This window comes from uncultured Tenacibaculum sp., assembly GCF_947502995.1.
GTDB lineage: Bacteria > Bacteroidota > Bacteroidia > Flavobacteriales > Flavobacteriaceae > Polaribacter.
Window position 1 is genome coordinate 108,366 of record NZ_CANNBW010000014.1, and the last position, 21,821, is coordinate 130,186.

Annotated in this window: 23 protein-coding genes and 2 tRNA genes; 9 read left to right on the plus strand and 16 right to left on the minus strand. The window is 29.5% G+C overall.

The window, feature by feature from the left end; translation table 11 throughout:
- Positions 1-57: 57 nt before the first annotated feature.
- From Q1A46_RS12995 to Q1A46_RS13010, 4 genes are all read right to left on the minus strand, one after another.
- Positions 58-2,205 carry an endonuclease gene (locus tag Q1A46_RS12995; RefSeq protein WP_299679297.1) on the minus strand — a complete coding sequence of 716 codons (2,148 nt, stop codon included), beginning with the start codon at positions 2,203-2,205 and terminating at the stop codon, positions 58-60.
- A 37-nt stretch (positions 2,206-2,242) separates the two neighbouring features.
- The gene (locus Q1A46_RS13000; RefSeq protein WP_299679301.1) at positions 2,243-3,028 is read right to left on the minus strand and encodes a carboxypeptidase-like regulatory domain-containing protein; all 786 of its coding nucleotides are present in this window, start codon (positions 3,026-3,028) and stop codon (positions 2,243-2,245) included.
- A gap of 111 nt (positions 3,029-3,139) precedes the next feature.
- A tRNA-Leu gene (locus Q1A46_RS13005) sits at positions 3,140-3,223 on the minus strand.
- A 37-nt stretch (positions 3,224-3,260) separates the two neighbouring features.
- A tRNA-Lys gene (locus tag Q1A46_RS13010) sits at positions 3,261-3,333 on the minus strand.
- A 108-nt stretch (positions 3,334-3,441) separates the two neighbouring features.
- Between Q1A46_RS13010 and Q1A46_RS13015 the strand changes: the two genes are divergently transcribed.
- On the plus strand, positions 3,442-3,966 hold the full coding sequence (locus Q1A46_RS13015) for a shikimate kinase (protein ID WP_299679304.1): 525 nt from the start codon (positions 3,442-3,444) through the stop codon (positions 3,964-3,966).
- On the opposite strand, the gene Q1A46_RS13020 is transcribed toward Q1A46_RS13015, so the two are convergent.
- Positions 3,947-4,450, minus strand: coding sequence for a phosphoribosyltransferase family protein (locus tag Q1A46_RS13020; protein ID WP_299679307.1), 504 nt, complete (start codon positions 4,448-4,450; stop codon positions 3,947-3,949). The two genes, Q1A46_RS13015 and Q1A46_RS13020, sit on opposite strands and share 20 nt — an antisense overlap.
- Before the next feature lie 9 nt (positions 4,451-4,459).
- Positions 4,460-4,840 (minus strand): RNA-binding S4 domain-containing protein, encoded by a 381-nt coding sequence (locus Q1A46_RS13025; protein WP_299679310.1) that lies wholly within the window; start codon positions 4,838-4,840, stop codon positions 4,460-4,462.
- Between the two features lie 76 nt (positions 4,841-4,916).
- On the opposite strand from Q1A46_RS13025, the gene Q1A46_RS13030 reads away from it, so the two are divergent.
- Positions 4,917-5,834 (plus strand): FKBP-type peptidyl-prolyl cis-trans isomerase, encoded by a 918-nt coding sequence (locus Q1A46_RS13030; protein ID WP_299679313.1) that lies wholly within the window; start codon positions 4,917-4,919, stop codon positions 5,832-5,834.
- A 70-nt stretch (positions 5,835-5,904) separates the two neighbouring features.
- On the opposite strand, the gene Q1A46_RS13035 is transcribed toward Q1A46_RS13030, so the two are convergent.
- The 7 genes from Q1A46_RS13035 to Q1A46_RS13065 form a co-directional block, all read right to left on the minus strand.
- The gene (locus Q1A46_RS13035) at positions 5,905-6,513 is read right to left on the minus strand and encodes a porin family protein (RefSeq protein WP_299679316.1); all 609 of its coding nucleotides are present in this window, start codon (positions 6,511-6,513) and stop codon (positions 5,905-5,907) included.
- Positions 6,514-6,563: 50 nt separating this feature from the next.
- Positions 6,564-7,514: a transketolase family protein gene (locus Q1A46_RS13040; RefSeq protein ID WP_299679319.1), complete on the minus strand. Its 951-nt coding sequence runs from the start codon at positions 7,512-7,514 to the stop codon at positions 6,564-6,566.
- A gap of 50 nt (positions 7,515-7,564) precedes the next feature.
- Positions 7,565-8,146 carry a Maf family nucleotide pyrophosphatase gene (locus Q1A46_RS13045; RefSeq protein ID WP_299679322.1) on the minus strand — a complete coding sequence of 194 codons (582 nt, stop codon included), beginning with the start codon at positions 8,144-8,146 and terminating at the stop codon, positions 7,565-7,567.
- A 2-nt stretch (positions 8,147-8,148) separates the two neighbouring features.
- Positions 8,149-8,604, minus strand: coding sequence for an SsrA-binding protein SmpB (gene smpB / locus Q1A46_RS13050; protein ID WP_299679325.1), 456 nt, complete (start codon positions 8,602-8,604; stop codon positions 8,149-8,151).
- 35 nt (positions 8,605-8,639) lie between these two features.
- Positions 8,640-10,178: a hypothetical protein gene (locus Q1A46_RS13055; RefSeq protein WP_299679328.1), complete on the minus strand. Its 1,539-nt coding sequence runs from the start codon at positions 10,176-10,178 to the stop codon at positions 8,640-8,642.
- A gap of 6 nt (positions 10,179-10,184) precedes the next feature.
- Entirely contained in the window at positions 10,185-10,811 is a 627-nt protein-coding gene (locus Q1A46_RS13060) for a hypothetical protein (RefSeq protein ID WP_299679331.1), read from the minus strand.
- A 195-nt stretch (positions 10,812-11,006) separates the two neighbouring features.
- Complete coding sequence (locus Q1A46_RS13065) at positions 11,007-12,188, minus strand: class I SAM-dependent methyltransferase (RefSeq protein ID WP_299679334.1); 1,182 nt, start codon at positions 12,186-12,188, stop codon at positions 11,007-11,009.
- A gap of 92 nt (positions 12,189-12,280) precedes the next feature.
- Between Q1A46_RS13065 and Q1A46_RS13070 the strand changes: the two genes are divergently transcribed.
- The gene (locus Q1A46_RS13070; protein WP_299679337.1) at positions 12,281-13,105 is read left to right on the plus strand and encodes an outer membrane beta-barrel protein; all 825 of its coding nucleotides are present in this window, start codon (positions 12,281-12,283) and stop codon (positions 13,103-13,105) included.
- A 55-nt stretch (positions 13,106-13,160) separates the two neighbouring features.
- Here the strand turns inward: Q1A46_RS13070 and Q1A46_RS13075 are convergent, their stop codons facing one another.
- Both Q1A46_RS13075 and prmC read right to left on the minus strand, forming a co-directional pair.
- Positions 13,161-14,108: a pentapeptide repeat-containing protein gene (locus Q1A46_RS13075; RefSeq protein WP_299679340.1), complete on the minus strand. Its 948-nt coding sequence runs from the start codon at positions 14,106-14,108 to the stop codon at positions 13,161-13,163.
- A 9-nt stretch (positions 14,109-14,117) separates the two neighbouring features.
- A complete protein-coding gene (gene prmC, locus Q1A46_RS13080) occupies positions 14,118-14,963 on the minus strand; it encodes a peptide chain release factor N(5)-glutamine methyltransferase (protein ID WP_299679343.1) in 846 nt (281 codons plus the stop codon).
- A 50-nt stretch (positions 14,964-15,013) separates the two neighbouring features.
- On the opposite strand from prmC, the gene Q1A46_RS13085 reads away from it, so the two are divergent.
- The 6 genes from Q1A46_RS13085 (at position 15,014) to Q1A46_RS13110 (ending at position 20,018) form a co-directional block, all read left to right on the plus strand.
- Positions 15,014-15,478, plus strand: a complete 465-nt coding sequence (locus tag Q1A46_RS13085) for an LEA type 2 family protein (RefSeq protein ID WP_299679346.1) — start codon at positions 15,014-15,016, stop codon at positions 15,476-15,478.
- Between the two features lie 10 nt (positions 15,479-15,488).
- Positions 15,489-16,526, plus strand: coding sequence for a bifunctional diaminohydroxyphosphoribosylaminopyrimidine deaminase/5-amino-6-(5-phosphoribosylamino)uracil reductase RibD (ribD, locus tag Q1A46_RS13090; RefSeq protein WP_373456513.1), 1,038 nt, complete (start codon positions 15,489-15,491; stop codon positions 16,524-16,526).
- Complete coding sequence (locus Q1A46_RS13095; RefSeq protein WP_299679352.1) at positions 16,519-17,130, plus strand: HAD-IA family hydrolase; 612 nt, start codon at positions 16,519-16,521, stop codon at positions 17,128-17,130. Before ribD ends, Q1A46_RS13095 begins: the two co-directional genes overlap by 8 nt.
- Positions 17,127-17,993, plus strand: coding sequence for a DMT family transporter (locus Q1A46_RS13100; protein ID WP_299679355.1), 867 nt, complete (start codon positions 17,127-17,129; stop codon positions 17,991-17,993). Before Q1A46_RS13095 ends, Q1A46_RS13100 begins: the two co-directional genes overlap by 4 nt.
- A 4-nt stretch (positions 17,994-17,997) precedes the next feature.
- Positions 17,998-18,603 carry a YigZ family protein gene (locus Q1A46_RS13105; RefSeq protein WP_299679358.1) on the plus strand — a complete coding sequence of 202 codons (606 nt, stop codon included), beginning with the start codon at positions 17,998-18,000 and terminating at the stop codon, positions 18,601-18,603.
- Between the two features lie 68 nt (positions 18,604-18,671).
- Positions 18,672-20,018, plus strand: a complete 1,347-nt coding sequence (locus Q1A46_RS13110) for a hypothetical protein (protein WP_299679361.1) — start codon at positions 18,672-18,674, stop codon at positions 20,016-20,018.
- Positions 20,019-20,089: 71 nt separating this feature from the next.
- On the opposite strand, the gene Q1A46_RS13115 is transcribed toward Q1A46_RS13110, so the two are convergent.
- On the minus strand, positions 20,090-21,400 hold the full coding sequence (locus tag Q1A46_RS13115; protein WP_299679364.1) for a hypothetical protein: 1,311 nt from the start codon (positions 21,398-21,400) through the stop codon (positions 20,090-20,092).
- Positions 21,401-21,821: the final 421 nt, after the last annotated feature.

Sequence of the window (21,821 nt, forward strand, 5' to 3'; positions counted from 1 at the left end):
TTCTTTTGAATGAAATAGAAGCATAAAAAAAGCGGCAAAATTTTGCCGCTCTAATTTTTACTTTACTAATATCTTTTGATGTTTATCTCCAGAATCTGTCTTTATTTTTAAAAAGTATATTCCAGTTTGTAAATTCTTAATAAAGATTGTGTTTTCATTTAAGTTTTTAGAAGAATTAAAAACTTCTTTACCATCTATAGAAAATACACTTACTCTATTAATAGTAACATTACTTTTGTTTTGAATTTTAATAGTTCCATCAATAGCTGGATTAGGAAAAACTTTTATACCATTTAGAATTTCTTCATCTACACTAGCTGTAGCTGTATTGTGAATTCCGATATTTTCAACATTATCTCTAGGGAACTCTTCCCATTCATTTGCTAAATCGAAAGTTGTGTTAGGACTAACAACAGTTAATTTTCTACGTAATGTTTTATCTTTTGCAAAATTACCTGTTCCTCCATTGAAAACACCAATAATATCTATTAAAACATCATTTTTAAATAAACCAACAGGATCATTTCCATTGAAATTTATAGGCTCTCCGTTGTTAGTTGCACTAGAGTTAGGATGATTTAAATCAGCTTCATCAATTAGTTTTTGAAGAGAAGCGCTTCCATTTATAATTACATATACATCTCCCGCCGCTATTGTTCCTGAAAGATTAAGAGGAGCAGACCAAGTTGAACCACCATTTCCATTTCTTCTGACACTATACACAGATAAATCAATTGGATTAGAAGTAACATTAGCGATTTCAATAGCTTTATTATTACTTGACCCTTCTACATATTCTGAGAAAAATAGTTCATTTGCGCTTGAAGTTCCCCCATCTGTAGTTGTTGCGTTTACTCCAGTACTTAATGAAGAAGAATTACCAACCGCATCTTTTGCTAAAACTTGAACACTATAAGTAGTAGAAGCTGTTAAACTATTTGCAGTATATTCTGTATTCGTACTAGTTCCATTTACACTTCCATCAATATAAATTTCATATTCAGTGACAGCAGTATCATCAGTAGATGCATTCCAAGAAACTTTAAATGTAGTATCTGTTTCATTACTAATAATAATATTAGTTGGAGTAGTAGGAGCAGTTGTATCTTCTAAAGTTTTAGGTATTATTGGAGAAGTTTGAGCAGATTCATTACCAACAGCATCTTTTGCTAAAACCGAAATAGAAAATGTTGTATTAGAAGCTAAATTACTTAATGTATGGTTTGTACTTGTTACATTAGTGTTTAAGGTTCCATCTACATAAATATCATAACTAGTTACATCAACATTGTCTGTTGAAGCTGTCCAAGAAATATCAATAGATGAAGTGGTGATATTACTAGCCATTAAATTTGTTGGCACAGTTGGAGCTTCTGTATCTGAACTTGAGTAAATTCCCCAAATATCTTCCGCATCTGGTCCTCCCCAAATTCTTGTAGCTAATCTTGGATTATCAATAAAAGGGTTTCTATTTCCTTGAGCATAAGTGTTTGAAGTATTTTCATGAAAAGTATTTCTTTGTTTTTCAACATCAGAAACAGGGTCTTCTGCATTCCATTGTAAAAACAAATCAATCATGTCATCTGGAGTAGCAGATGAACTACCAACACCAACTTGTGTAGGCTTACATTGGTCACCATATCTTAAATACATGTACATGATAATTCTAGCTACATCACCTTTCCATTCGTCTCCAGGATACCATCCGTTTGTAACAGCTCCTGAATTACCAGAACCAGTTGCAAATCTTTTATTTCCTCTTGATGAATTAATTTGTGTATCAGAAGGGCGTAAATTATGAGCGTCAGCATAAGGAGGTCCGTTTGTACCACCTGCGTCTAGATCAGGATTCCCTAATGAGTTAGCGTAAACATGCTCACGGTTCCATTCTCCGTTATTTCCTCCATTATCATTAATTCCTCTGGTTCTAGAAGTTGACCCAGAAGTACTGTAACCATAAATTAGTAAAACTTCTGAACTATTAACAGGATTTACATCAGTAACTCTAGAAGCTTCCCATATTCCTGGAGTATAATCTAAAGCGTTAGTGTGAGTATTAATGATTTTTACAGATAAAGCATTTTTTAACGATGTACCTGTAAGATTTAGATCAACATCACTATAGTAACTTTGTTGACCATAAATTGAGCTTGCTAAGGTTAAACATAACAAGGCAAAAATAGTTAAAGGTATTTTTTTTACCATAAATAACTTTTTAAAGAATTGATTTAAAAACTATAATTTAATTTTTCCTAGGTATTCTATCTCTTTCAATTTTACCTTTTTTAATTGCTTTATAATTTTCATAACAATTTAATACAGCTTCGATTAACTGTAAATCACTAGCTTTTTTAATAAAGTATTCAGAATAATTACAATCATCTAACAACTTTGTTAATTGTTGTTTATCCATTTCTAAATATTCCATCATTACTTCTCTGTCAAACTTACCAGCTAACATTTTACGTAAATCGTCTTCTTTTTTAAGCTTTTGTAATTTTTTAAGTTGCTTGGGTTTTTTTCCAAACAAGTTATAAACGAGATCTACAGGATTGAGAAGTTTAGCAATAGGAGAGGAGATTTTTTGTGGTCTTCCAACTTCATAAGTCTGTGGTAATCCATTTAAGTGTATTCTAGTAAATTTATCTTTAGGAACCTGTTTTATATCTACTTCTAAAACTCCAATTAACTTTGTAGATTTAATTACAATTTCTTTAACTTCTTCAGGTTTTTCATTTAAGGCTATTTCTAATTCATTACCTTTTAATAAATCATTTGTTACTTTTAATTTAATAGATTCAAAACCTAAAAAAGAAACTAATACAGTATCGTTAGCTTTAGCAGTTAATTCAAAAAGTCCATCTTCATTAGTAATTGTACCAATAACTGTATTTAAATTTAGAACATGTGAAGCACTAAGTGGTTTCTTGGTAACAGCATGAACAACTTGGCCTCTTAATTTATTTTCTTGAGAAAAAGTGATAGAAACACTAAAGATAAGTATTAGTAAATATATTTTTTTTAGCATAGTGCAATAATACGGAATATTTATGGTGATATTAGTCAATTATACGTTAAAGAACTTTCAAAAAATATACCATAAAAAAACGTTTCTTTAATTAAAAAGAAACGTTCTGAGTGCGCATAAGAAGATTCGAACTTCCACATTCATAAGAATACTGCCCCCTCAAGGCAGCGCGTCTACCAATTCCGCCATATGCGCTTAAACAAAAAAAGTTAAGCAAATGCTTAACTTTTTGTGACCGGGCTGGGGCTCGAACCCAGGACCCTCTCCTTAAAAGGGAGATGCTCTACCAACTGAGCTACCCGGTCTGTTATTGTTGCTCCGAAAAGCGGTTGCAAATATACATACGTTTTTTAAAACTTGAAAGTATTTTTTGTGTTTTTTTTTTAATATTTGTGAAAGAAAAATTTATATACATGAAAATTATACTTTTAGGTTATATGGGAAGTGGTAAATCTACCATAGGGAAATTAGTTTCTGAAGCGGAAAATTTACCTTTTATAGATTTAGACCATTACATAGAAAGTAAATTGAATAAAACAATTCCAGAAATTTTTGATGTAGAAGGGGAGATTTTTTTCAGACTAAAAGAACATGAATACCTAAAAGAACTTTTAGATAAAGATGATGATTTTATTCTTTCCTTAGGTGGTGGTACACCATGTTATGCTGGAAATATGGATGTAATTAATAAGAGAGAAAATGTAATTTCCATTTATTTAAGAACATCAATCAATACAATAGTTGAAAGATTAAAGGGTGAAAAAGAATCAAGACCTTTAGTAGCTAAACTAAATGATGAAGAATTACATGAGTTTATAGCTAAGCATTTATTTGAACGTAGTTTTTTCTATGAACAAGCCACGGAGAAAGTAAATACTAGTGATAAAACTATAGATGAAATTAAATTAACGATTCAATCTACTCTAAAAAAGCAATAATATCATTATTGTTAAATTCTACTACAACATGCTCTTTTATAGATGTTGATAATGAAATACCCTTAAAATCGGCTTTTATAGGGTATTTTTTATGGTTTCTATTTACTAATACTGCTGTTTTAAATTTCTTTAAAGGAACCCCTAAAAAGTGTTTTACAGCATATATTAAAGTAGTTCCAGAGTGTAAAACATCATCTACCAATACCAGAGGTTTGTTAATGTAATCTTCAACAGCAATATCAGTCGTAATTTCTTCTAATGGATTTTTTTTGTTGATACTTACTTTACAAAGAGTGATATTTAAATCAGAAATACTTTTTAGTTCTTCAACAATTTTTTCCGCTAACAAATAACCATTATTTGCTATACCAGCTATAACAACTTCATTTTCTTGATGATTCACTTCATAAATTTGATAAGCTATTCTCTTTATTTTTTGATGAATCTGTGTATTATTTAAAATGATATTATTTGTCTCTGTCATACTGCAAATTTATGAATCTTCTTCATTAGTTTCATAATAATCTTCAATATCTCTTCGGTCTTTTTTAGTTGGTCTCCCTGTTCCTTTTTTCCTGTAATAATCTTTGGCGTATTTTAATAACTCTGTTTTTTCAAACTCTTCTTTAGGAGTTATATCTTTCCTATATAAATCAACTAATTTAGCACCGACTCTATTCGGAGGTATATCTAAAACAGTTATTTTATAATTGATCTGATTTTTACGAACAGTTATCGTTTCTCCTCCAAAAATATCTCTTGAAGGTTTACAAATTTTATCATCTATTTTTACTTGTCCTTTTTTACAAGCATTTGTGGCTATATTTCTTGTTTTAAACAATCTTATACACCATAAATATTTATCAATCCTCATTCAAAAAGTTAATTTTTTGTTGACTTCTTTTTACAAAGGTATAAAAATGGTAAATTGCAAGCCTAAATAAAAATAAATGATGAAAATAAAACATATACTATTAGTTGGTATTATTTCAATTTTAGTGTATTCGTGTGGTGATGATGGTCCTGTGAGTACAATTGATCCAAACTTTGATCATGCAGCACAATCTGTTATTGATAATGATTCTTTAGTTAAATTTTTTAAAAATCATTATTATGATTTAGATACTGATTTGGTAAAACCTATGGAAGATGGTAAAACGCCACTTTCTGAAGATCCAAATTTAAAGACACAAGATGTTGTTGAAACTATTAATGGTAATGATATTGATTTTAAACTTTACGCTTATGTTAGAGATGAAGGTACATCACCAAAAGGAAATCCAACTGTTGTAGATTCTGTTTTAGTAAATTATTCTGGAAGAAAAATTTTAGATACAGAAAGAATTAGTCCTACTCAGTTTGATGTTAACATTAATACTTGGTTTGTTTTAGGTTCAGGAGTTATTCGTGGTTGGACTTACGGAATGACAAATTTTAAAGGAGGAATTAACGCAAGTGTTCCTAATGGACCATTAACATATTCAGGTACAGGTAAAGGTGTTTTATTTATTCCTTCTGGTTTAGCTTATAGAAATGAAGGAATTCTAACTGGTGGAATATTACCTAATGACATATTAATGTTTTATGTGGAGATGAATGATATTGTTGAAAATACAGATGGCGATGTTGATGGAATACCATCAATATTAGAAGATTTAGATGGAGATGGAAAACCATGGAACGACGATACAGATGGAGACGGATTACCAAATTTTGCTGATACAGACGACGATGGAGATCTTATCTTAACAAGAAATGAAGATACTATGATAGAAGATAATAATCCGTTAAATGATTTTAGTGATCCAGATAATCCTACATTACCAGATTATTTAAATCCAGATATCAGAAAATCTAAGGATAATTAATATCCTAATAAGTATAAATAAAAAAGGACAACGAATTTCGTTGTCCTTTTTATTTTATAGTAGATTTTAATTAAAATCTGTACGAAAGTCCTATAATAATTTGATTTACTCTAGTGTCGAAATTTGCTGATCCAACATTAGAAATTAATTCAGATTCTACATCAGAAAAAGCTCTTTCCCAACGTAAGTCTAAACCAACTTTTCCTATTTCTATTCCACCTCCTAATTGTAAACCAACAGTAAAACCATCAGCTTTTATATTAGAAACAGCATCAAAATCTAAATCACCATCAATTAAATACTGAAAAGATGGTCCAATATGAGCATAAGCTATTTTGAAGAATTTTTTTCCTAATAATACAGGAATATCTATTTTCTGAAAATCGTAATTAGCTTTAGTTGTAAGAGGAGTTGTGTTTAATTCTACTTCACTTTTTAAAGATGTATATACCAATTCAGGTCTAATATACCAACCTGTCATTGGAAGTTTAAAACGTAACCAAACACCAGCATGAAAACCTGTTCTGCTTTCTGCATTTCCGTTAATAATATCATCAGAAACATCTCTAAATGAATCTGAGTTGTAGTTTATACCTCCTTTAATACCAAAACCTATTTGCGCTTCAGAAAATTGTACAGCTGCAAATAATAAGCATAATGTAAAAATAAGTTTCTTCATAATTTTACTTTTAGAATTATTGTATATAAAAAAACGAGTTATTAACTCGTTTATTTTCTCTTTATTACTTTCTTAACAGCTGCTATGACAGCTTCATCGTTAATTTTGTATTTTTTCATTAGTTGATCTGGTGTTCCAGATTCTCCAAAACTATCATCTACAGCAACAAACTCTTGTGGAGTAGGAGCGTTTTGAGCTAAACAACGTGCAACACTTTCACCTAATCCTCCTAATTTATTATGCTCTTCCGCAGTAACAACACATTTTGTTTTTGCTACAGAGGCTAAAATAGCTTCTTCATCTAAAGGTTTTATCGTATGAATATTAATAACTTCAGCAGAAATCCCTTCTTTTTCTAATTCCTCAGCAGCTAATAAAGATTCCCAAACTAAATGACCTGTAGCAACTATAGTTACATCTGTACCTTCAGTTAATTTAATAGCTTTTCCAATTTTAAATTCACCTTGTGGCATGAAAACTGGAACTTTTGGTCTACCAAAACGTAAATAAACTGGTCCATCATGTTCAGCAATAGCGATTGTAGCTTCTTTAGTTTGGTTATAGTCACATGTATTAATCACAGTCATACCAGGTAACATTTTCATTAACCCAATATCCTCTAAAATTTGGTGTGTTGCACCATCTTCACCTAAAGTTAAACCTGCGTGAGAAGCACATATTTTAACGTTCTTATGTGAATACGCAATAGATTGACGAATTTGATCGTAAACTCTTCCTGTAGAGAAATTCGCAAATGTTCCTGTAAAAGGAATTTTACCACCAATAGTAAGTCCAGCTGCTATTCCCATCATGTTTGCTTCTGCAATACCTACTTGAAAAAAGCGATCTGGATGATTTTTCTCGAATTCATTCATTTTTAATGAACCTGTTAAATCAGCACATAAGGCTACTACATTAGGATTTGTTTTCCCTAATTCAGTTAAACCGTCACCAAAACCAGAACGTGTGTCTTTTTTTTCTGTAAATGTGTATTTTTTCATTGTCGTGTTGTAAATTCTGCCCAAAAATAAACTTTTAGCTTATAAGAAGGTTATAAATTTTCTAATTCTTTATATAATTTATGAACAGGAAGTCCCATAACGTTAAAATAGCTTCCTTCTATTTTATTGATTCCTATTTTGCCTATCCAATCTTGTATACCGTAAGCTCCAGCTTTATCAAAAGGCTCGTAGTTCTTTATGTAATAATGAATCTCTTCATTTGTAAGTTCTCTAAAGTTAACTGAAGCAATATCATGAAATATTTTTTGAAAGTTTTTTCCTTTAATACTTACAGAGGTAATTACTTTGTGACTTGTATTGGATAAACTCTTAAGCATATTAAAAGCATCGTCATAATCTTTAGGTTTACCAAGTGCTTTATCGTTTAACCAAACAATAGTGTCTGAAGTAATTAATATATCATTATCCTTTAATTCATTATCAAAAGCTTTTGATTTTAAATCGGCCAAAAAATCAGTGATTTCAAATTCTTTTAAACGATCTGGGAAAACTTCTTCAACTTCTTTTAATCTAATTTCAAACTCTAAATCTAAATCCCGAAAAAATTGTTGACGTCTTGGTGAACCAGAAGCTAGAATGATATTGTATTTAGCTAGTTTTTCTTTAAGCATGATTAGTAATTCTTTTTCAAACGAGCTAAATCTCTTTTATTGTCACGATCTTTTATTGTGTTTCGTTTGTCATGAGTTTTTTTACCTTTAGCTAAAGCAATATCAAGTTTAGCCCAACCATTTTCATTGATAAATAAACGTAATGGAACTATTGTATTTCCTTTGGCTTCAACCTCACGAGCTAGTTTCTTAAGTTCTTGTTTATTCAATAAAAGTCTACGTTCACTTTTAGGATTATGATTGTAGTGGTGACCAAAAGCATATTCTTCAATATACATGTTAATTACAAACAATTCACCTCGTTCATTAAATTCACAAAAGCTTTCTGTGATTCTAGCTTTACTTTGTCGAATAGATTTGATTTCTGTACCCGTTAATTGGATACCAGCAGTATATTTATCTATAATCTCGAATTCAAAACGAGCTTTTTTATTCTGTATGTTTATTTTTTTCTGCATAATTCCTCAGCAATAAGCTACAAAACTAAATAATATTATTTAGCAGTAAGCATAGAAATATTATAATTAATTCCAAAGTTAGCAAAAGTACTACTTAAACGTCCGCCTCTTGCTTTTACATAACCAATACCACTTCTTAGACTTAAGTTTTCTAATAATTTTATGTCTAAACCGAAACTTGGTTTTAGAATTAATCCTTGGCCAGTACTTATTCCGCCACCTCCAGCAGCTCCACCTAATAATTGACCATAAACACTAACTTTATCTTTTAAGAAACGATTAGATTCTGCACCTAAACCAACAATTCCTTCTGCATAAGCTCCCGCATCTCCAAAATTAGCAAATGAAGTTTGGCCAGCAGCATAAATGTATTTGTTTAAGAATACATTGACTTGTAATGAAATTTGATGCATATCCAAATTGAAATTACCATTTCTTGCAGCATCCAAATACCAATCTTGTTCTATAATAGTTTGTATTCCTTTAAATTTAAAGCTATTTGGTTCAGAGAAATCTGACGTAGTTCCTTCCTTATCTACATAATACTTTAAACCAACTCCAAAAGTAGAAGTTAAGAAGTGAGCATCAGGACTCATAAGGTATCCTTTATTTATAGTTGCATAGAAATTATCAAATAATTTTTGTTCTAATGAGATATCAGGATAAATTAAAAAACCACCTTTGGTGTCAACTCCACCGCCACCGCCAGCTCCAATTCCAAACTTAGCTTGGATATTAGTTCTATTTTTATTCAGAGATAAATGATAACCACCACCTAAGAAAATGTCCATATAACCAGCGGGAATTCCATGGAAAGCGCCGTCTGCTCTAACAAAAAACAACCAATTTTTATTTAAAAAAGATATAAATTCAAAACCAGCTAGTCTTATAGTTCTTCCTTTAATAGATTCACCAGTAGAAAACTGTGAATCACCTCTAACTGATAAATTGTTTAAATGTACCATAAGAGAGATTCGATTAGATTTAGTATTCCAATCACTACTTTTTAAATCTTCAAAAGTGTATTTATTTTCTTTATTCTTAAAGTCAGCATGATTAAAGTTTAATGGTATTTGTACAGCAGCATAGAATTGATTGCTATTAATTGTACCACCATCAAAAAAGTCTATGTAACTCCAACCAGAAGATATAGAAAAGTGCTTAAAATCATATCCTAAATTAAAGTGAGGTAAAATGAAAGCACCACCACCATCAGGAGCAGCTGCGCCGCCGCCGCCGCCAAAGTGTATTCCGGTATCTACAAAGAAGTTTTTATAAAATTTATAATTAACACCAGCATTTACTCCCAAAGTAAAAAAACCACCTCTAATACCACCAACAGCACCATAGAAACCTAATCCAGCATAACTCCAATCATTTAATTTTAAGTTATAATGAATACCTGTGAAATCCATATTAGGTTCATTATTATCAGGCATATTTATACTTAAAAAATCCAATTGAGCAAAACCTAATTGTGTTTTTTTAGTTGGAATTTGTGTTTCTTGTGCATAAAAAAAATGAACGCTTAGTGATAAAGATAACACTAGCGTTCTAAAAAAACTTTTTATCATTTGTTCTTAATAAGGTTTGTGAATTTGTTGTCTTTTTCCGTTTACATAAGATGCAACAAATGCATCTTCAAATCCATATTTTAATAATTGCCTTCTGAAATTTTGAGCTTCTTTAAGCGTTTCAAATAAACCAATAGAATATCTTAAATAATCATCATCAGATAAATTTCCTGCTATGGTTTTAGATAATAAAGGATATCTTTTTTCTGTAAAAGCTCCAATTTGTACAGAATAAACCGTTTTTCCTTTTATTCCATCTTTAATGGCAGAAATTTTACCATTGCCAGTAGAAGAACCTTCATCGTCATATTCATCATTATAACTTTCATCTTGATAGTTATCTGAATTAGCAGTTTGAACACTGTCAATAATTCTGTCTATTTGCTCTTGATTTAAAGCTGACGTTTTTGATGCTGGACCACCAAATTTACCTTGATAGGCAAAATAAGCTAATGCCAAACTAATCCCGGCAATAAAGCTTAAAATTATATTTCTATTTCGAGATACACTTTTTACATCTGCAATTTCTTCAACTTTTTCATTCAATTCATTTTCTAAATCTTCATTTTTAGAGTTTAGGTCTTTTATCTCTTGTTGTAAGTCTTCTAGTTCTTGATCGTTTAAAAAAGGCATTGAGTTGAGTTATATTGATTATTGAAGCTAAAATACAAATCTTTTTAAAATATAAGTAAACTGTAGTGTAAGTAGTTAAGAATTGTAAGGGGCGCGTAGCCTAAAAGACCTAGGCTACGCTAGTGTTTCCCCCTTAAACACTTTTCAGTAGCTACCTCTAACTTAGTTAAGTAACCAAACCAAAGATAAAAAAAACTATTTAATTTTACTGCTGATTATCAAAACCTTAGATTCATTTAAGAGTTTAGTCGCAAAAATATATGTGTTGCCACCATTCTTAATTTTAGTCTCTTTCCTTATCTGATCTACTGATTTACCAAAGTTTCTTACAGTAATATTTGCTTTCTTTTCTTGAACTTCTCTTTGAATTATTTTTTTGTTGTAAGGAATTGTTTTTTCAATTTTAAAAGATCTTCCTGGGAATTCAACTAATACATCTGAAGTATATAAATGTGTATGATTATGTAATTTCTTTATATTAAATTGAGTTGCAATTCTATCAAACGCTCCAGATTTTAAAATAGCAACATTTGGTTCGTATAAATAATTTAAAGGTAAACTGTATTCTGGAGTAGTTTTATCTTCAGATAAATTGAAATTAAATTTTTGTACTTCAGATTTTAAAATATTTACTGTTTTAATAGTAGTATTTCCATTAAAATTATGTTCAAGTAAAAACAGCAACTCTTTAACTTCATTATTTACAGCAACAATATGGATTACTTTAACATTATTTAATTCTTTTATTGCTGAAGAAAGATCTAATAAAGGTGAAGTTTTTATAAGTATTTGCTTTGATTTTGCAAATAATATATCTAAAGAATCAGGTACATTCGGAGCACAATCTCTTAAAAAAAAGACTTTATTTTGTTGTGTATCTCTTCTAGATGGGTCTATATAAATGCAATCGAATTCACCAATATATTGTTCAATAAATTGAATTCCATTAATATTATTAGTTTCTATATTGTTAATATTTAACTGACCTGCATTGTGCTTTACAATTCCAGAAAGTTCAGAATTAATTTCACAATGGAATACTTTTTCAAATACTTTAGAAAAATAGTATGAATCTACACCAAAACCACCAGAGATATCAGCTATTTTTTTTCCTTTGACTAATTTCGATTTATAAGCTGCGGTAATTTCAGAAGATGTTTGTTCTATTGAGATTTTAGCAGGATAATAAATGTTTTTTGTGGTAAACCAAGTTGGAAGTTTTTTCTCGCTTTTTTGCTTGGCTTGTATTTGATTTGCTAATTCCTGTACTGAAATTTTATCAAAAGGACTCCCTTTAAAAATGAGTTTAGAAATATCATTTTTTAAATTGGAATTTATAAAATCCTGTACGTCAGTTCTTAAAATATTTGTATTCAAAAAAAGTAAAAAAATATGGCTTCTGATAGCCAAAAATACTGATATTTTTATGATTTTCGCGCCTCAATAATTGCAACAAACATTTAATATTTATGATTAAAAATAGTTTTTTGGTATTGTGTGTAGTCTTATGTTCATTTACAGCTAGCGCACAATTTTATGTATCTTTTAGTGGAGGATATGCATTTGGAGCAGGAGAGAAGGAATTTGGAACAAATTCTGTTTTATCTCCAACAACTGGTGGTATTGTTGATCTTGGCACTTTCGAAGGAAGTTATGGTGAAGGAGTACAAACTCAATTAAGAGGTGGATACTTTTTTAATGAAAAATGGGGAGTAGAAGTAGGTGTAGGATATATCTATGGAACTGACCAACAGTTTCAAAAAGTTGAAGGTCTTTTAGATATGAAAACTAGAGGTAGAGCTTTTGGAGCTTCTTTATCTGGAATTTATAACATTACTAAAAATGTATATGTACGTGCTGGTGTTTTAACTAAAATAGCAGGAAAAACTGAAGCTGTGGTAGATTTAACGTTACCAGCTGCTTTAACAGGTACAGGTGATGTAAAAGCTGATTTTACTACTGATTTTAGAGGTAAGTTTCCTTTAGGTTTTATAGGAGCTGCTGGATATAAATTTCCTATTACTGAAAGATTTTCGTTATTTGCTGAAGTAGAATATATGGCAATTAACGTGACTAGAGATACTTCTGAATTAGGAGATTTTAATGCTACATTAAATGGAACAATTAATGTACCTGCTGATGCTTTAGCTCAACAATTAGCTGTTACTCCATTATCTGAGTTAGCTTTATTGTTACAAGAAGAATTACAATGGGGAGAAAATGGTTTACCTTCACCTGAAGCACCATATTCTTCATTTGGAATCAATTTCGGAATTACTTATAACTTTAAGTAATCAATAAAATTCTACATAAAACAAAGAAGAGGCTTATTTAAGCCTCTTCTTTGTTTTATAATCCTTTTACGTTTTTGAGTTCTGATAAATCAAAATTAGTATTACTGATTTCGGCGTCTGTAAAATCTGCTCCAGAAAGATCTTTAGCTTTAGTGATTCTTGCATCGGTTAAATCAGTATTAATAAAAATGGTATTTCTTGCCCATCCGTTAGAAAACTGAATATTTTTAAGGTTTGAGTTAGTTAAATTAGCTCCATCTAATTTAGCTCTCTGTAATTCAGCATTTTCAAAGTTAGAATTAGCTAAATTAATCCCAGATAAATAAGCACCTGTTAAATTTGTATTTTTAAAATAACAATGTGAAAAATCTGAAGCAGCATAAATTTTATCTAATTCACTAGTATTAATACCCGAGTTTACTAAGAATAATAAAAGTTGAGTTCTTTCTGAGCTGTATGTCTTATTAGAAAGCTTACCATCTTCTTCTAAAATTTTATATGGTGTTAAACTGTGAGAAAGTGAGATAATTCTAGATCTTATATTTTTAGTTACTTTTCCGTTATTTCTTCCAATCGCATCATAAATACCCTCTAATTGAAAGCTGTAAGAACTTTTTCGTGTTCCTTCAACAAGAGCGTTTTGAGTTCTAATTAAGTCATTCTGTTTCACTAATATGTATAATGATACTAAAGACGGAACTATAGAAAATAACAATAAAATCACACTCAATAGACGTACACGAACAAATCGTTGTACTAAGGATGTAAGTAAATTAGCAGAAGTATCTGGAGAAACTTTTCTTTCTGTATGGAATTCAGTAAACCAGTTATTAAAGTTTTTATTTAATGAGGCACCTGTAAATAATTTCCATGTCCAGCTTAAAGTTTTTTTAGTTCGTTCTTGTTTTCGTTGAGCTTTTTGGTTAGCTCTGTCTACTTTAGCACGTAAAGCATCATTTTCTTTTTGTAGTTTTTCTAATTCGTTTTGGAGATTATCTTCCATAATAATTATTTAAAGATTGGCTTTAATCATTCTGTCGTTACCAAATAAATCTTGTTTTAAAGTTACGTTTTTAAACCCTTTATTAATCAACATTTCTTTGGTTTCTATTCCTAAATACTGATTGATTTCAAAAAAAAGAATTCCATTTGGATTTAAAGCGTATTTAGCTACATCAGCAATTCTTTTATAGAAAATCAATGGATTATCATCTTCTACAAATAACGCTAAATGTGGTTCATTATTTAGTACGTTATTTTTTATTTCTTGTTTTTCTAGATTTCTTACATACGGAGGATTAGAAACAATAATATCATATTTATATTCTAATTTTTTCTCAGATAGAATATCGTGTTTAATAAAATTGATTTCCGCTCTATTATTTTCAGCATTATTACTAGCTGTTTTTATAGCGCCTTCCGAAATATCTATTGCAAATACATCACTATTGGGTAGTTCTTTTTTTAAAGTAATGGCTATACATCCAGAACCTGTACCAATATCTAGTATTTTAGGTGTTTTATCAGTAGTTAAATTTTCTTTTACCCAACTAATTAATTCTTCAGTTTCTGGTCGAGGAATTAAAACATAGGGATTCACATAAAATTTGTATCCATAAAATTCAGTAGAACCTAAAATGTATTGTATTGGTTCTTCTTTTTTTAGTCGATTTAATATATTATTGAATAATTCTAATTTGCTTGGGTTTAAGATGGTATCCTTTTGAGTAAAAAGGTCAAGTAAACTTAATCCCATTTCATCTTCAATAATTCTAAAAAAGAAAGCATCTATCTCTTTTTTAGGGTATATATTTTCTAGTTCTTTATTAAAAAAAGTTCTGAAGTCGTTTAGCTTCATATATTCAAGGTAAATTGGTACTTTTGATGAATCAAATTTATAGAAAACAAATGAAGAATTTAATTTATTTTACAGCTATATGTTTCTTGTTAGTGAATTGTTCAGTAAAAAAGAAACCTACCTTTATTAAAGTAGACGATATTAAGTTCTTATCATTAAAATCTGATACTGTTAGATTACAAGCCAAAGCTTATTTTAAAAATGAAAATGATATAGGAGGGAAGTTAGCTACAGATGAGATTAAAGTTATTATTAGTGGTGAAGAAGTAGCGCAAGTATCTTCGGAAGAGTTTAAAGTACCTGCTAATGAAGAGTTTTCTATCCCGTTAAATGTTGTTGTGCCAGCGAATAAGATTTTCAATGATAAAAAAAATGGAATTTTAGGAGGAATTCTGAGTTCTTTAATAAATAATAATTTGAAAGTCCAATTTAAAGGAGTTATAAAATATAAAGTATTAGGTTTTTCAAATTCTTACGTTGTTGATAAAACTGAAGAAGTAAAAATTAAGTTTTAATACAATCACATTGAATTACGATAAAAAATACATGGCTAGATGCCTAGAGTTAGCTCAAAACGGAATTGGAACTGCAAGGCCAAATCCTTCTGTAGGTGCTGTAATTGTTCATAATGATAAAATAATAGGTGAAGGATTTACAGATCCGTATGGTGGTCCACATGCAGAAGTAAATGCTGTAAATTCGGTTAAAGACGAATCTTTATTAAAAGAAGCTACAATTTATGTGACTTTAGAACCTTGTTCACATCATGGAAAAACACCACCTTGTGCAGATTTAATAGTTAGAAAACAAATTCCAAATGTTGTTATTGGAACTGTAGATACTAATAGTTTAGTTTTTGGAGAAGGAATTAAATGTTTGAAAAAAGCAGGTTGTAATGTAAAAGTTGGAGTTTTAGAAGAAGAATGTAAACAGCATCATAAACGTTTTTTTACCGTTCAAAATAAGCAGAGACCTTATATTATTTTAAAATGGGCAGAAACTAGCAATGGTTTTATAGCCCCAAAAAATAAAGAAACTCAAGAACCAGTTTGGATTTCAAATACGTATGCTAAACAATTAGTTCATAAATGGAGAAGTGAAGAACATGCGATTTTAGTTGGAACCAATACAGTTATTGCTGATAATCCTAAATTGAATGTTAGAAGTTGGAGTGGAAATAATCCTACAAGAGTTATATTAGATAAATCACTTAGAATTCCAAATAATTTAAGTGTTTTAGATGGAAGTATTCCAACTATAGTTTTAACGGAAAAAGAAAAAGGAACTAATGAAAATATTATATTCGAACGTATTGATTTTTCAAGAGAATTAGCATCTCAAATCTGTGAAGTTTTATCAAAACATAAAATTCAATCAGTAATTATTGAAGGAGGAAGACAAACTTTGCAAAGTTTTATAGATGAGGATTTATGGGATGAAGCTAGAGTTTTTATAGGAGATATTAGTTTTTCTGAAGGTATAAAAGCACCTGTTTTAAATTACTTCTTATCAAAACAAGAGAAAATAAAAAATAACACATTAAAGTATTTTTTTAATGATTAAAAATATCATTTTCGATTTTGGTGATGTATTCATTAATCTCGATAAACAAGCTACTTATGTAGCATTAGCCAAATTAGGTGTAAATGAAGTTTCAGAATCTATGATGCAAGTGTATTATGATTATGAAATGGGATTAATGACAACCGAAGAATTTGTTGGGTATTTTCATAATGAATTCAAGATAGATAAAGAAGCGTTAATTGATGCTTGGAATGCTATTTTATTAGATTTTCCATTGCGTAGGCTTAAGTTTTTAAAAGAATTAGCAGATTCGAAAAAGTACCGTTTGTTTTTACTAAGTAACACAAATGATTTACATATTTCTTGGATTCAAAAGAATTGGGGAGATGAATTATATAATGAGTTTAAATCTTGTTATGAACAATTTTATTTATCTCATGAAATTAATTTGAGAAAACCTAACGAAAATATCTATGAATTTGTTTTGAATGAAAATCAATTAATTGCAGAAGAAACATTCTTTATTGATGATACTAAAGAGAATACTGATACTGCTAAGAATTTAGGAATTAAGGTTTGGAATATAGATCCTGCTAGCGAAGATGTTGTAGATTTGTTGTCGATAGAGGAATTTAACGTATGATTTATTTAGTTTTAAGTATTTTAATATCGAGCAGTTTATATGTGATTTTTAAACTTTTCGAGAGATTTAAGGTAGATACATTTCAAGCTATAGTAGTAAACTATATTATAGCTTTTTCAATAGGGTATTTATATTCTCCTGTGAAATTACCAATTCAAGAAATACCTAGTCAACCTTGGTTTTTAGGAGCTTGTTTTTTAGGTTTTTTATTTATTACCATTTTCAATTTAATGGCTTTAACTTCACAAAAAAATGGACTTTCAGTAGCATCTGTATCTGGAAGAATGGCTGTTGTTATTCCAATTATTTTTGGCGTTATTTTATATAACGAAAGTGTTACTATTGTAAAGGTAATTGGTATACTTTTGGCTTTGTTGGCTGTATATTTAACATCTGTTAAAGAAAATAGTAAAACGATAGAAGGTAGTTCTTTACTTTTCCCTGTTCTTTTATTTTTAGGATCAGGAGCTATAGATACTTTACTTAAGTTTACTGAGGTTAATCATGTTTCTTCGGAGAATGTGTCTATTTTTTCAGCTTCTATTTTCGGGATCGCTTTTGTTTTAGGTATAATATATTTTTTATATCAGTTACTTTTTCAAAATGGTAAGAATATTAACACTAAAAATATTATAGCAGGAATTGCATTAGGTATTCCAAATTATTTTTCGATTGAATTTTTAATTCGTGCACTTAAAATAGAAGGCTTTGATAGTGCTATACTTTTTACAATAAACAATGTTAGTATAGTTTTGTTAACTACAATTGCTGGCTTATTTCTTTTTAAAGAAAAATTAGAAAATAGAAATTGGATTGGAATTGCCATAGCTGTTTTTAGTATCATTTTAATTACAATGGTTTAATTCTATGGAAAAAGATACTTACAAAACAGTAATTAAACCATCTGAAGAAACTTTATTTAAAGACAGAAATAGTAAATTTTTCGGTTACGCTTTTCCTGTTAAAACCGAAGATGATGTAAAAAAATACTTAGAAGAAGTAAAAAAGAAACATCACACAGCAAGACATCATTGTTATGCTTGGCAATTAGGAACAGAAGATATTAGGTTTAGAGCAAATGATGATGGAGAACCTAATAATTCTGCTGGCCAGCCTATTTACGGTCAGATACAAGCATTTGAAGTAACAAATGTTCTTATAGTTTCTGTTCGCTATTTTGGTGGAGTAAAACTTGGAGTAGGAGGGTTGATTAGTGCTTATAGAACTTCTGCTCAATTGGCTTTAGAAGCTTCAGAAATTATAGAAAAAACTATCGATGTACATTTTAAGTTAAAATTCGGATACGATTTAATGAATAAAGTTCAACGAGTTATTAAAGAAAAGAACTTAGAAATTTTAAATCAAAAGTTAGAATTAGATTGTGAGTATGTGATTTCTGTTCGAAAAAAAGATTCAGAACATATTTTTAATACTTTTCAAAGTATATATAAATTAGAAATTTCAGAAATATAATATAACCCCCAAAAAATAGTTTAAATAGTATTCAGTAATACCTTTTACTATTTCTCATTCATTTCCCTATGCATAAAAGATATTTACTCTTATTACTTTTTTGTTGTATTAATAATCTTATTTATTCTCAAAATTATTTATACGATACGGAGCAGTTCGGTATAAAAGGTGCAACTTTAGGTGGTTCAGTAATTGCTGGAGCAGATGATGAAAGTATGACTTATTATAATCCAGCAGCAATTCATAAAGCTCCTTCTCAAGTAAGTATTTCGTTATTTCAACCAGCTATACGAACTTTCGGGTTTGATAATTTTTGGGGAGGAAATGAAACTAGTCAATTAAATACAAATTTCGGATTAAGACCTTCTTTAATCTCTTTTAAAGTGAATATAAAAGGTTTTGATATTGCTTTCATAAAGATTAGTAAAAGTGTTCTTACGGATAACTTTAGTGCTAAAAGAGAAACTACAAATGGAAATGATTTAACTACTCAATTTTTTGAGTATAAATACACAGGAGAAGATAGTTGGTTTGGAGCGGGAACTAGTTTTAAAATAGGACCTAAAACTCATTTAGGTGTAAGTCAATTCTTAACTGTAGCCGATTTTAGTTATAGTAATAATATTCTAATAGAGCAATTTGATATGACCAACAATATGGCTACATCGAATAGTTATTTTAATTCACAGCAAAATAGTAACTATGGTGATATTGGTTTTGTTACAAAATTAGGTTTTTTATACGATTCAAATAATCATGATTTTGGTGTTACAATAACTACACCTAAATATTTAAGATTGAATAGTAATGGTGAGTTTACTAGTACTTTTGTAAATATTGACAACACTACTAATGATTCTGTTCAGATCATAGATAATGATATTGATACAGAAATTAAAACACCTTGGGAATTTTCTCTAGGTTATAGTTATTTGTTTGAAACAGGAAGTAAAATTTGGGCTACAGCAAGTTATTATTCTAGTATTTCTGAATATGAAATGGGAACTATTGAATCTGTTAACAATAATGCTTCATGGGTAAATGGTAGTGAAGGTGTTTTTAATGTAGGAGTTGGATATTCAAGAAAAATAAGTAATAAGGTAGAACTTTCTGGAGGTTTAAGAACGAATAATTTTGCCTACAGAAATAGACAATCTGTAAATAATGAACTTAGAAACACAATTTTAGATGGAAATCATATTCATTTTGTTGTAGGGAGTAAGTTTGAATTTAAAAGGCATAATGTTTTAATTGGTGTAGATTGGGGAACTCTGGTTGAAGCTCCAGGAGAAGGGAATTTCCAATTCTTAAATAACATTGGAAGATTAAGTCCTAACCTAAGAGGATTGAAAAAAAATAATATCAATGTGTTGTTAACATATCGATTTATTATTGATGAGCTAATTAAATTATAAAATTACTTTTAATAGAATTAAACAACCCTCTTCATGTGAAGAGGGTTAAACAATCTTTAATAAAGAGTTTATTAGTTTTCTTGACCTTTAAGAGTGTAATTTTCTTGTCCTGTAATTGTGTAAGAACCTAAAGAAGTTAAAACAGAACGTTCATTTCTAACTAAATCTAAAGCATCAAAAGTTTCAGCTGCTTTAGTATAAAAATCGTGTCCTTTAGGTAATTTCCATAACATAGTTAATTCTACTGCAGCGTTTTGAGGTAGTAATTCTCCATTCGGTCCTTCAATTTTCACATCTACATCTCCTTCATAATAACCAGGTAATGCAAATTCAGTTTGTATAAATTGAGAATCTTTTTTGATAGTGATTTCACCAGAGTTAATTAACTTGTCTTTTGATTCAAAAGAAATAGTGTAACCTACAGGTACATTTCTACATTGAGCATTTAAAATGAACTTTTCATTTGTTCCATCTTGATTGAAAATACGTAATTCAGTATTTGCATTTACTTGAGGATTTACATTATGCCAAACAGCAGCACCATTATGAGTAATCCAAACTGTAGAATTCCAATTACTTCCAGAAATTCCTAATGGGTCATTTTTCACAAAATATTCATCTCTCATTGCAGCAATTACACATACATGATTTGTAGATTTTGGATTAAAATAAAAAGCTTCAGAAGCTCCTCTGTCTCCTAAATTTAAAACTCCAGGCTTGTTGTCTAATAATAAAATATCACCTTCTTGCTTATCTCCATCTACTGTTAAACATTGAATCCAGCTACTAGGTGGTTGATTAAAACCTCCAGTCGTATAAAACATTTGAGCTTTTATTGCTAAATCACCTACAAAATCTTTATTCTGAACTCTAACATAAATATAGTTTTTACCAACAGTTGGAGTTTTCCAAAACTCATTGTTCCAGTTTTCTATTAATTGAGCTGGTATTAATGGAGCATCTTGATTGCAAACAATATCAATACTTTGTGTGTAAGCTCCTTGACTAGGAATAGAACCTGTATCAGAAATATTATTTCTAGAGAATGCTCCTCTCCATTGCCTCATGGCGTTATTAGCGTATAAAGTTGCTTGGTTATCACTTAATCCTAATGCCTGAACCATATGTTTACTTAAAATAGAAGCATCCATTTTTACTACATTCCAGTATGTGTCGGCATAAACACCTGAAAAAACATTTGCTATATCTTGAAATGTAATTCTAGGTGTAGAACGTCTGTATACATTATACATAGCATCTGTGTCATATAAACCTTCTTTGTAATATTCTATAGTTGCATTCCATAAGTCTGTAATTGTTCTGATTTCAGTAGAAGTTGCTAAAATTTCGTTTTTTGATTGTTCTTTTACTAATGTTTCCATGATTAAAATTAAAATTGGTTGGTTTTTTCCTACTCTATTAAGGCTTTTCGGAAGCGGCCTTTTGCAATCAATAAAAGATAGTAGCTACTCAATCGAAATTTTTATTTGATTACTTCGGGGGTGTTCTAAATAAAATATTAAACGTTTTTTGTTAAAACAGAACACATCAAATCTAATCAAATAATTTGATTTTATAAGTGTTAAATTGTTGAAAATCAATATTTTGAGTATTTATAAGGAGTCAATCTATTAAAATAATACTGTACTTTTAAATTAATACTTATAACGTATTAACTATCAGTTAAATAATTGCTTTAAAAAGAAAATATGGTTAAATCATTAAATAAAAGAATTTCAAAATAGGTTAACTCACTAATAATGCGTAGATTTGCACGCCTTTTTTCGACAACGGATTATTAAA

Bases quoted from the DNA above. Each gene is read 5' to 3' on its own strand.
- Q1A46_RS13030 (WP_299679313.1), top strand. From the start codon at position 4,917: ATGATGAAAATAAAACATATACTATTAGTTGGTATTATTTCAATTTTA.
- Q1A46_RS13040 (WP_299679319.1), bottom strand. From the start codon at position 7,514: ATGAAAAAATACACATTTACAGAAAAAAAAGACACACGTTCTGGTTTT.
- prmC (WP_299679343.1), bottom strand. From the start codon at position 14,963: ATGAAGCTAAACGACTTCAGAACTTTTTTTAATAAAGAACTAGAAAAT.
- Q1A46_RS13105 (WP_299679358.1), top strand. From the start codon at position 17,998: ATGGAAAAAGATACTTACAAAACAGTAATTAAACCATCTGAAGAAACT.
- Q1A46_RS13100 (WP_299679355.1), top strand. From the start codon at position 17,127: ATGATTTATTTAGTTTTAAGTATTTTAATATCGAGCAGTTTATATGTG.
- Q1A46_RS12995 (WP_299679297.1), bottom strand. From the start codon at position 2,205: ATGGTAAAAAAAATACCTTTAACTATTTTTGCCTTGTTATGTTTAACC.
- Q1A46_RS13085 (WP_299679346.1), top strand. From the start codon at position 15,014: ATGAAGAATTTAATTTATTTTACAGCTATATGTTTCTTGTTAGTGAAT.
- Q1A46_RS13060 (WP_299679331.1), bottom strand. From the start codon at position 10,811: ATGCCTTTTTTAAACGATCAAGAACTAGAAGACTTACAACAAGAGATA.
- Q1A46_RS13070 (WP_299679337.1), top strand. From the start codon at position 12,281: ATGATTAAAAATAGTTTTTTGGTATTGTGTGTAGTCTTATGTTCATTT.
- Q1A46_RS13055 (WP_299679328.1), bottom strand. From the start codon at position 10,178: ATGATAAAAAGTTTTTTTAGAACGCTAGTGTTATCTTTATCACTAAGC.
- Q1A46_RS13075 (WP_299679340.1), bottom strand. From the start codon at position 14,108: ATGGAAGATAATCTCCAAAACGAATTAGAAAAACTACAAAAAGAAAAT.
- Q1A46_RS13035 (WP_299679316.1), bottom strand. From the start codon at position 6,513: ATGAAGAAACTTATTTTTACATTATGCTTATTATTTGCAGCTGTACAA.
- smpB (WP_299679325.1), bottom strand. From the start codon at position 8,604: ATGCAGAAAAAAATAAACATACAGAATAAAAAAGCTCGTTTTGAATTC.
- Q1A46_RS13045 (WP_299679322.1), bottom strand. From the start codon at position 8,146: ATGCTTAAAGAAAAACTAGCTAAATACAATATCATTCTAGCTTCTGGT.
- Q1A46_RS13110 (WP_299679361.1), top strand. From the start codon at position 18,672: ATGCATAAAAGATATTTACTCTTATTACTTTTTTGTTGTATTAATAAT.
- Q1A46_RS13025 (WP_299679310.1), bottom strand. From the start codon at position 4,840: ATGAGGATTGATAAATATTTATGGTGTATAAGATTGTTTAAAACAAGA.
- Q1A46_RS13115 (WP_299679364.1), bottom strand. From the start codon at position 21,400: ATGGAAACATTAGTAAAAGAACAATCAAAAAACGAAATTTTAGCAACT.
- Q1A46_RS13015 (WP_299679304.1), top strand. From the start codon at position 3,442: ATGAAAATTATACTTTTAGGTTATATGGGAAGTGGTAAATCTACCATA.
- Q1A46_RS13000 (WP_299679301.1), bottom strand. From the start codon at position 3,028: ATGCTAAAAAAAATATATTTACTAATACTTATCTTTAGTGTTTCTATC.
- Q1A46_RS13095 (WP_299679352.1), top strand. From the start codon at position 16,519: ATGATTAAAAATATCATTTTCGATTTTGGTGATGTATTCATTAATCTC.
- Q1A46_RS13020 (WP_299679307.1), bottom strand. From the start codon at position 4,450: ATGACAGAGACAAATAATATCATTTTAAATAATACACAGATTCATCAA.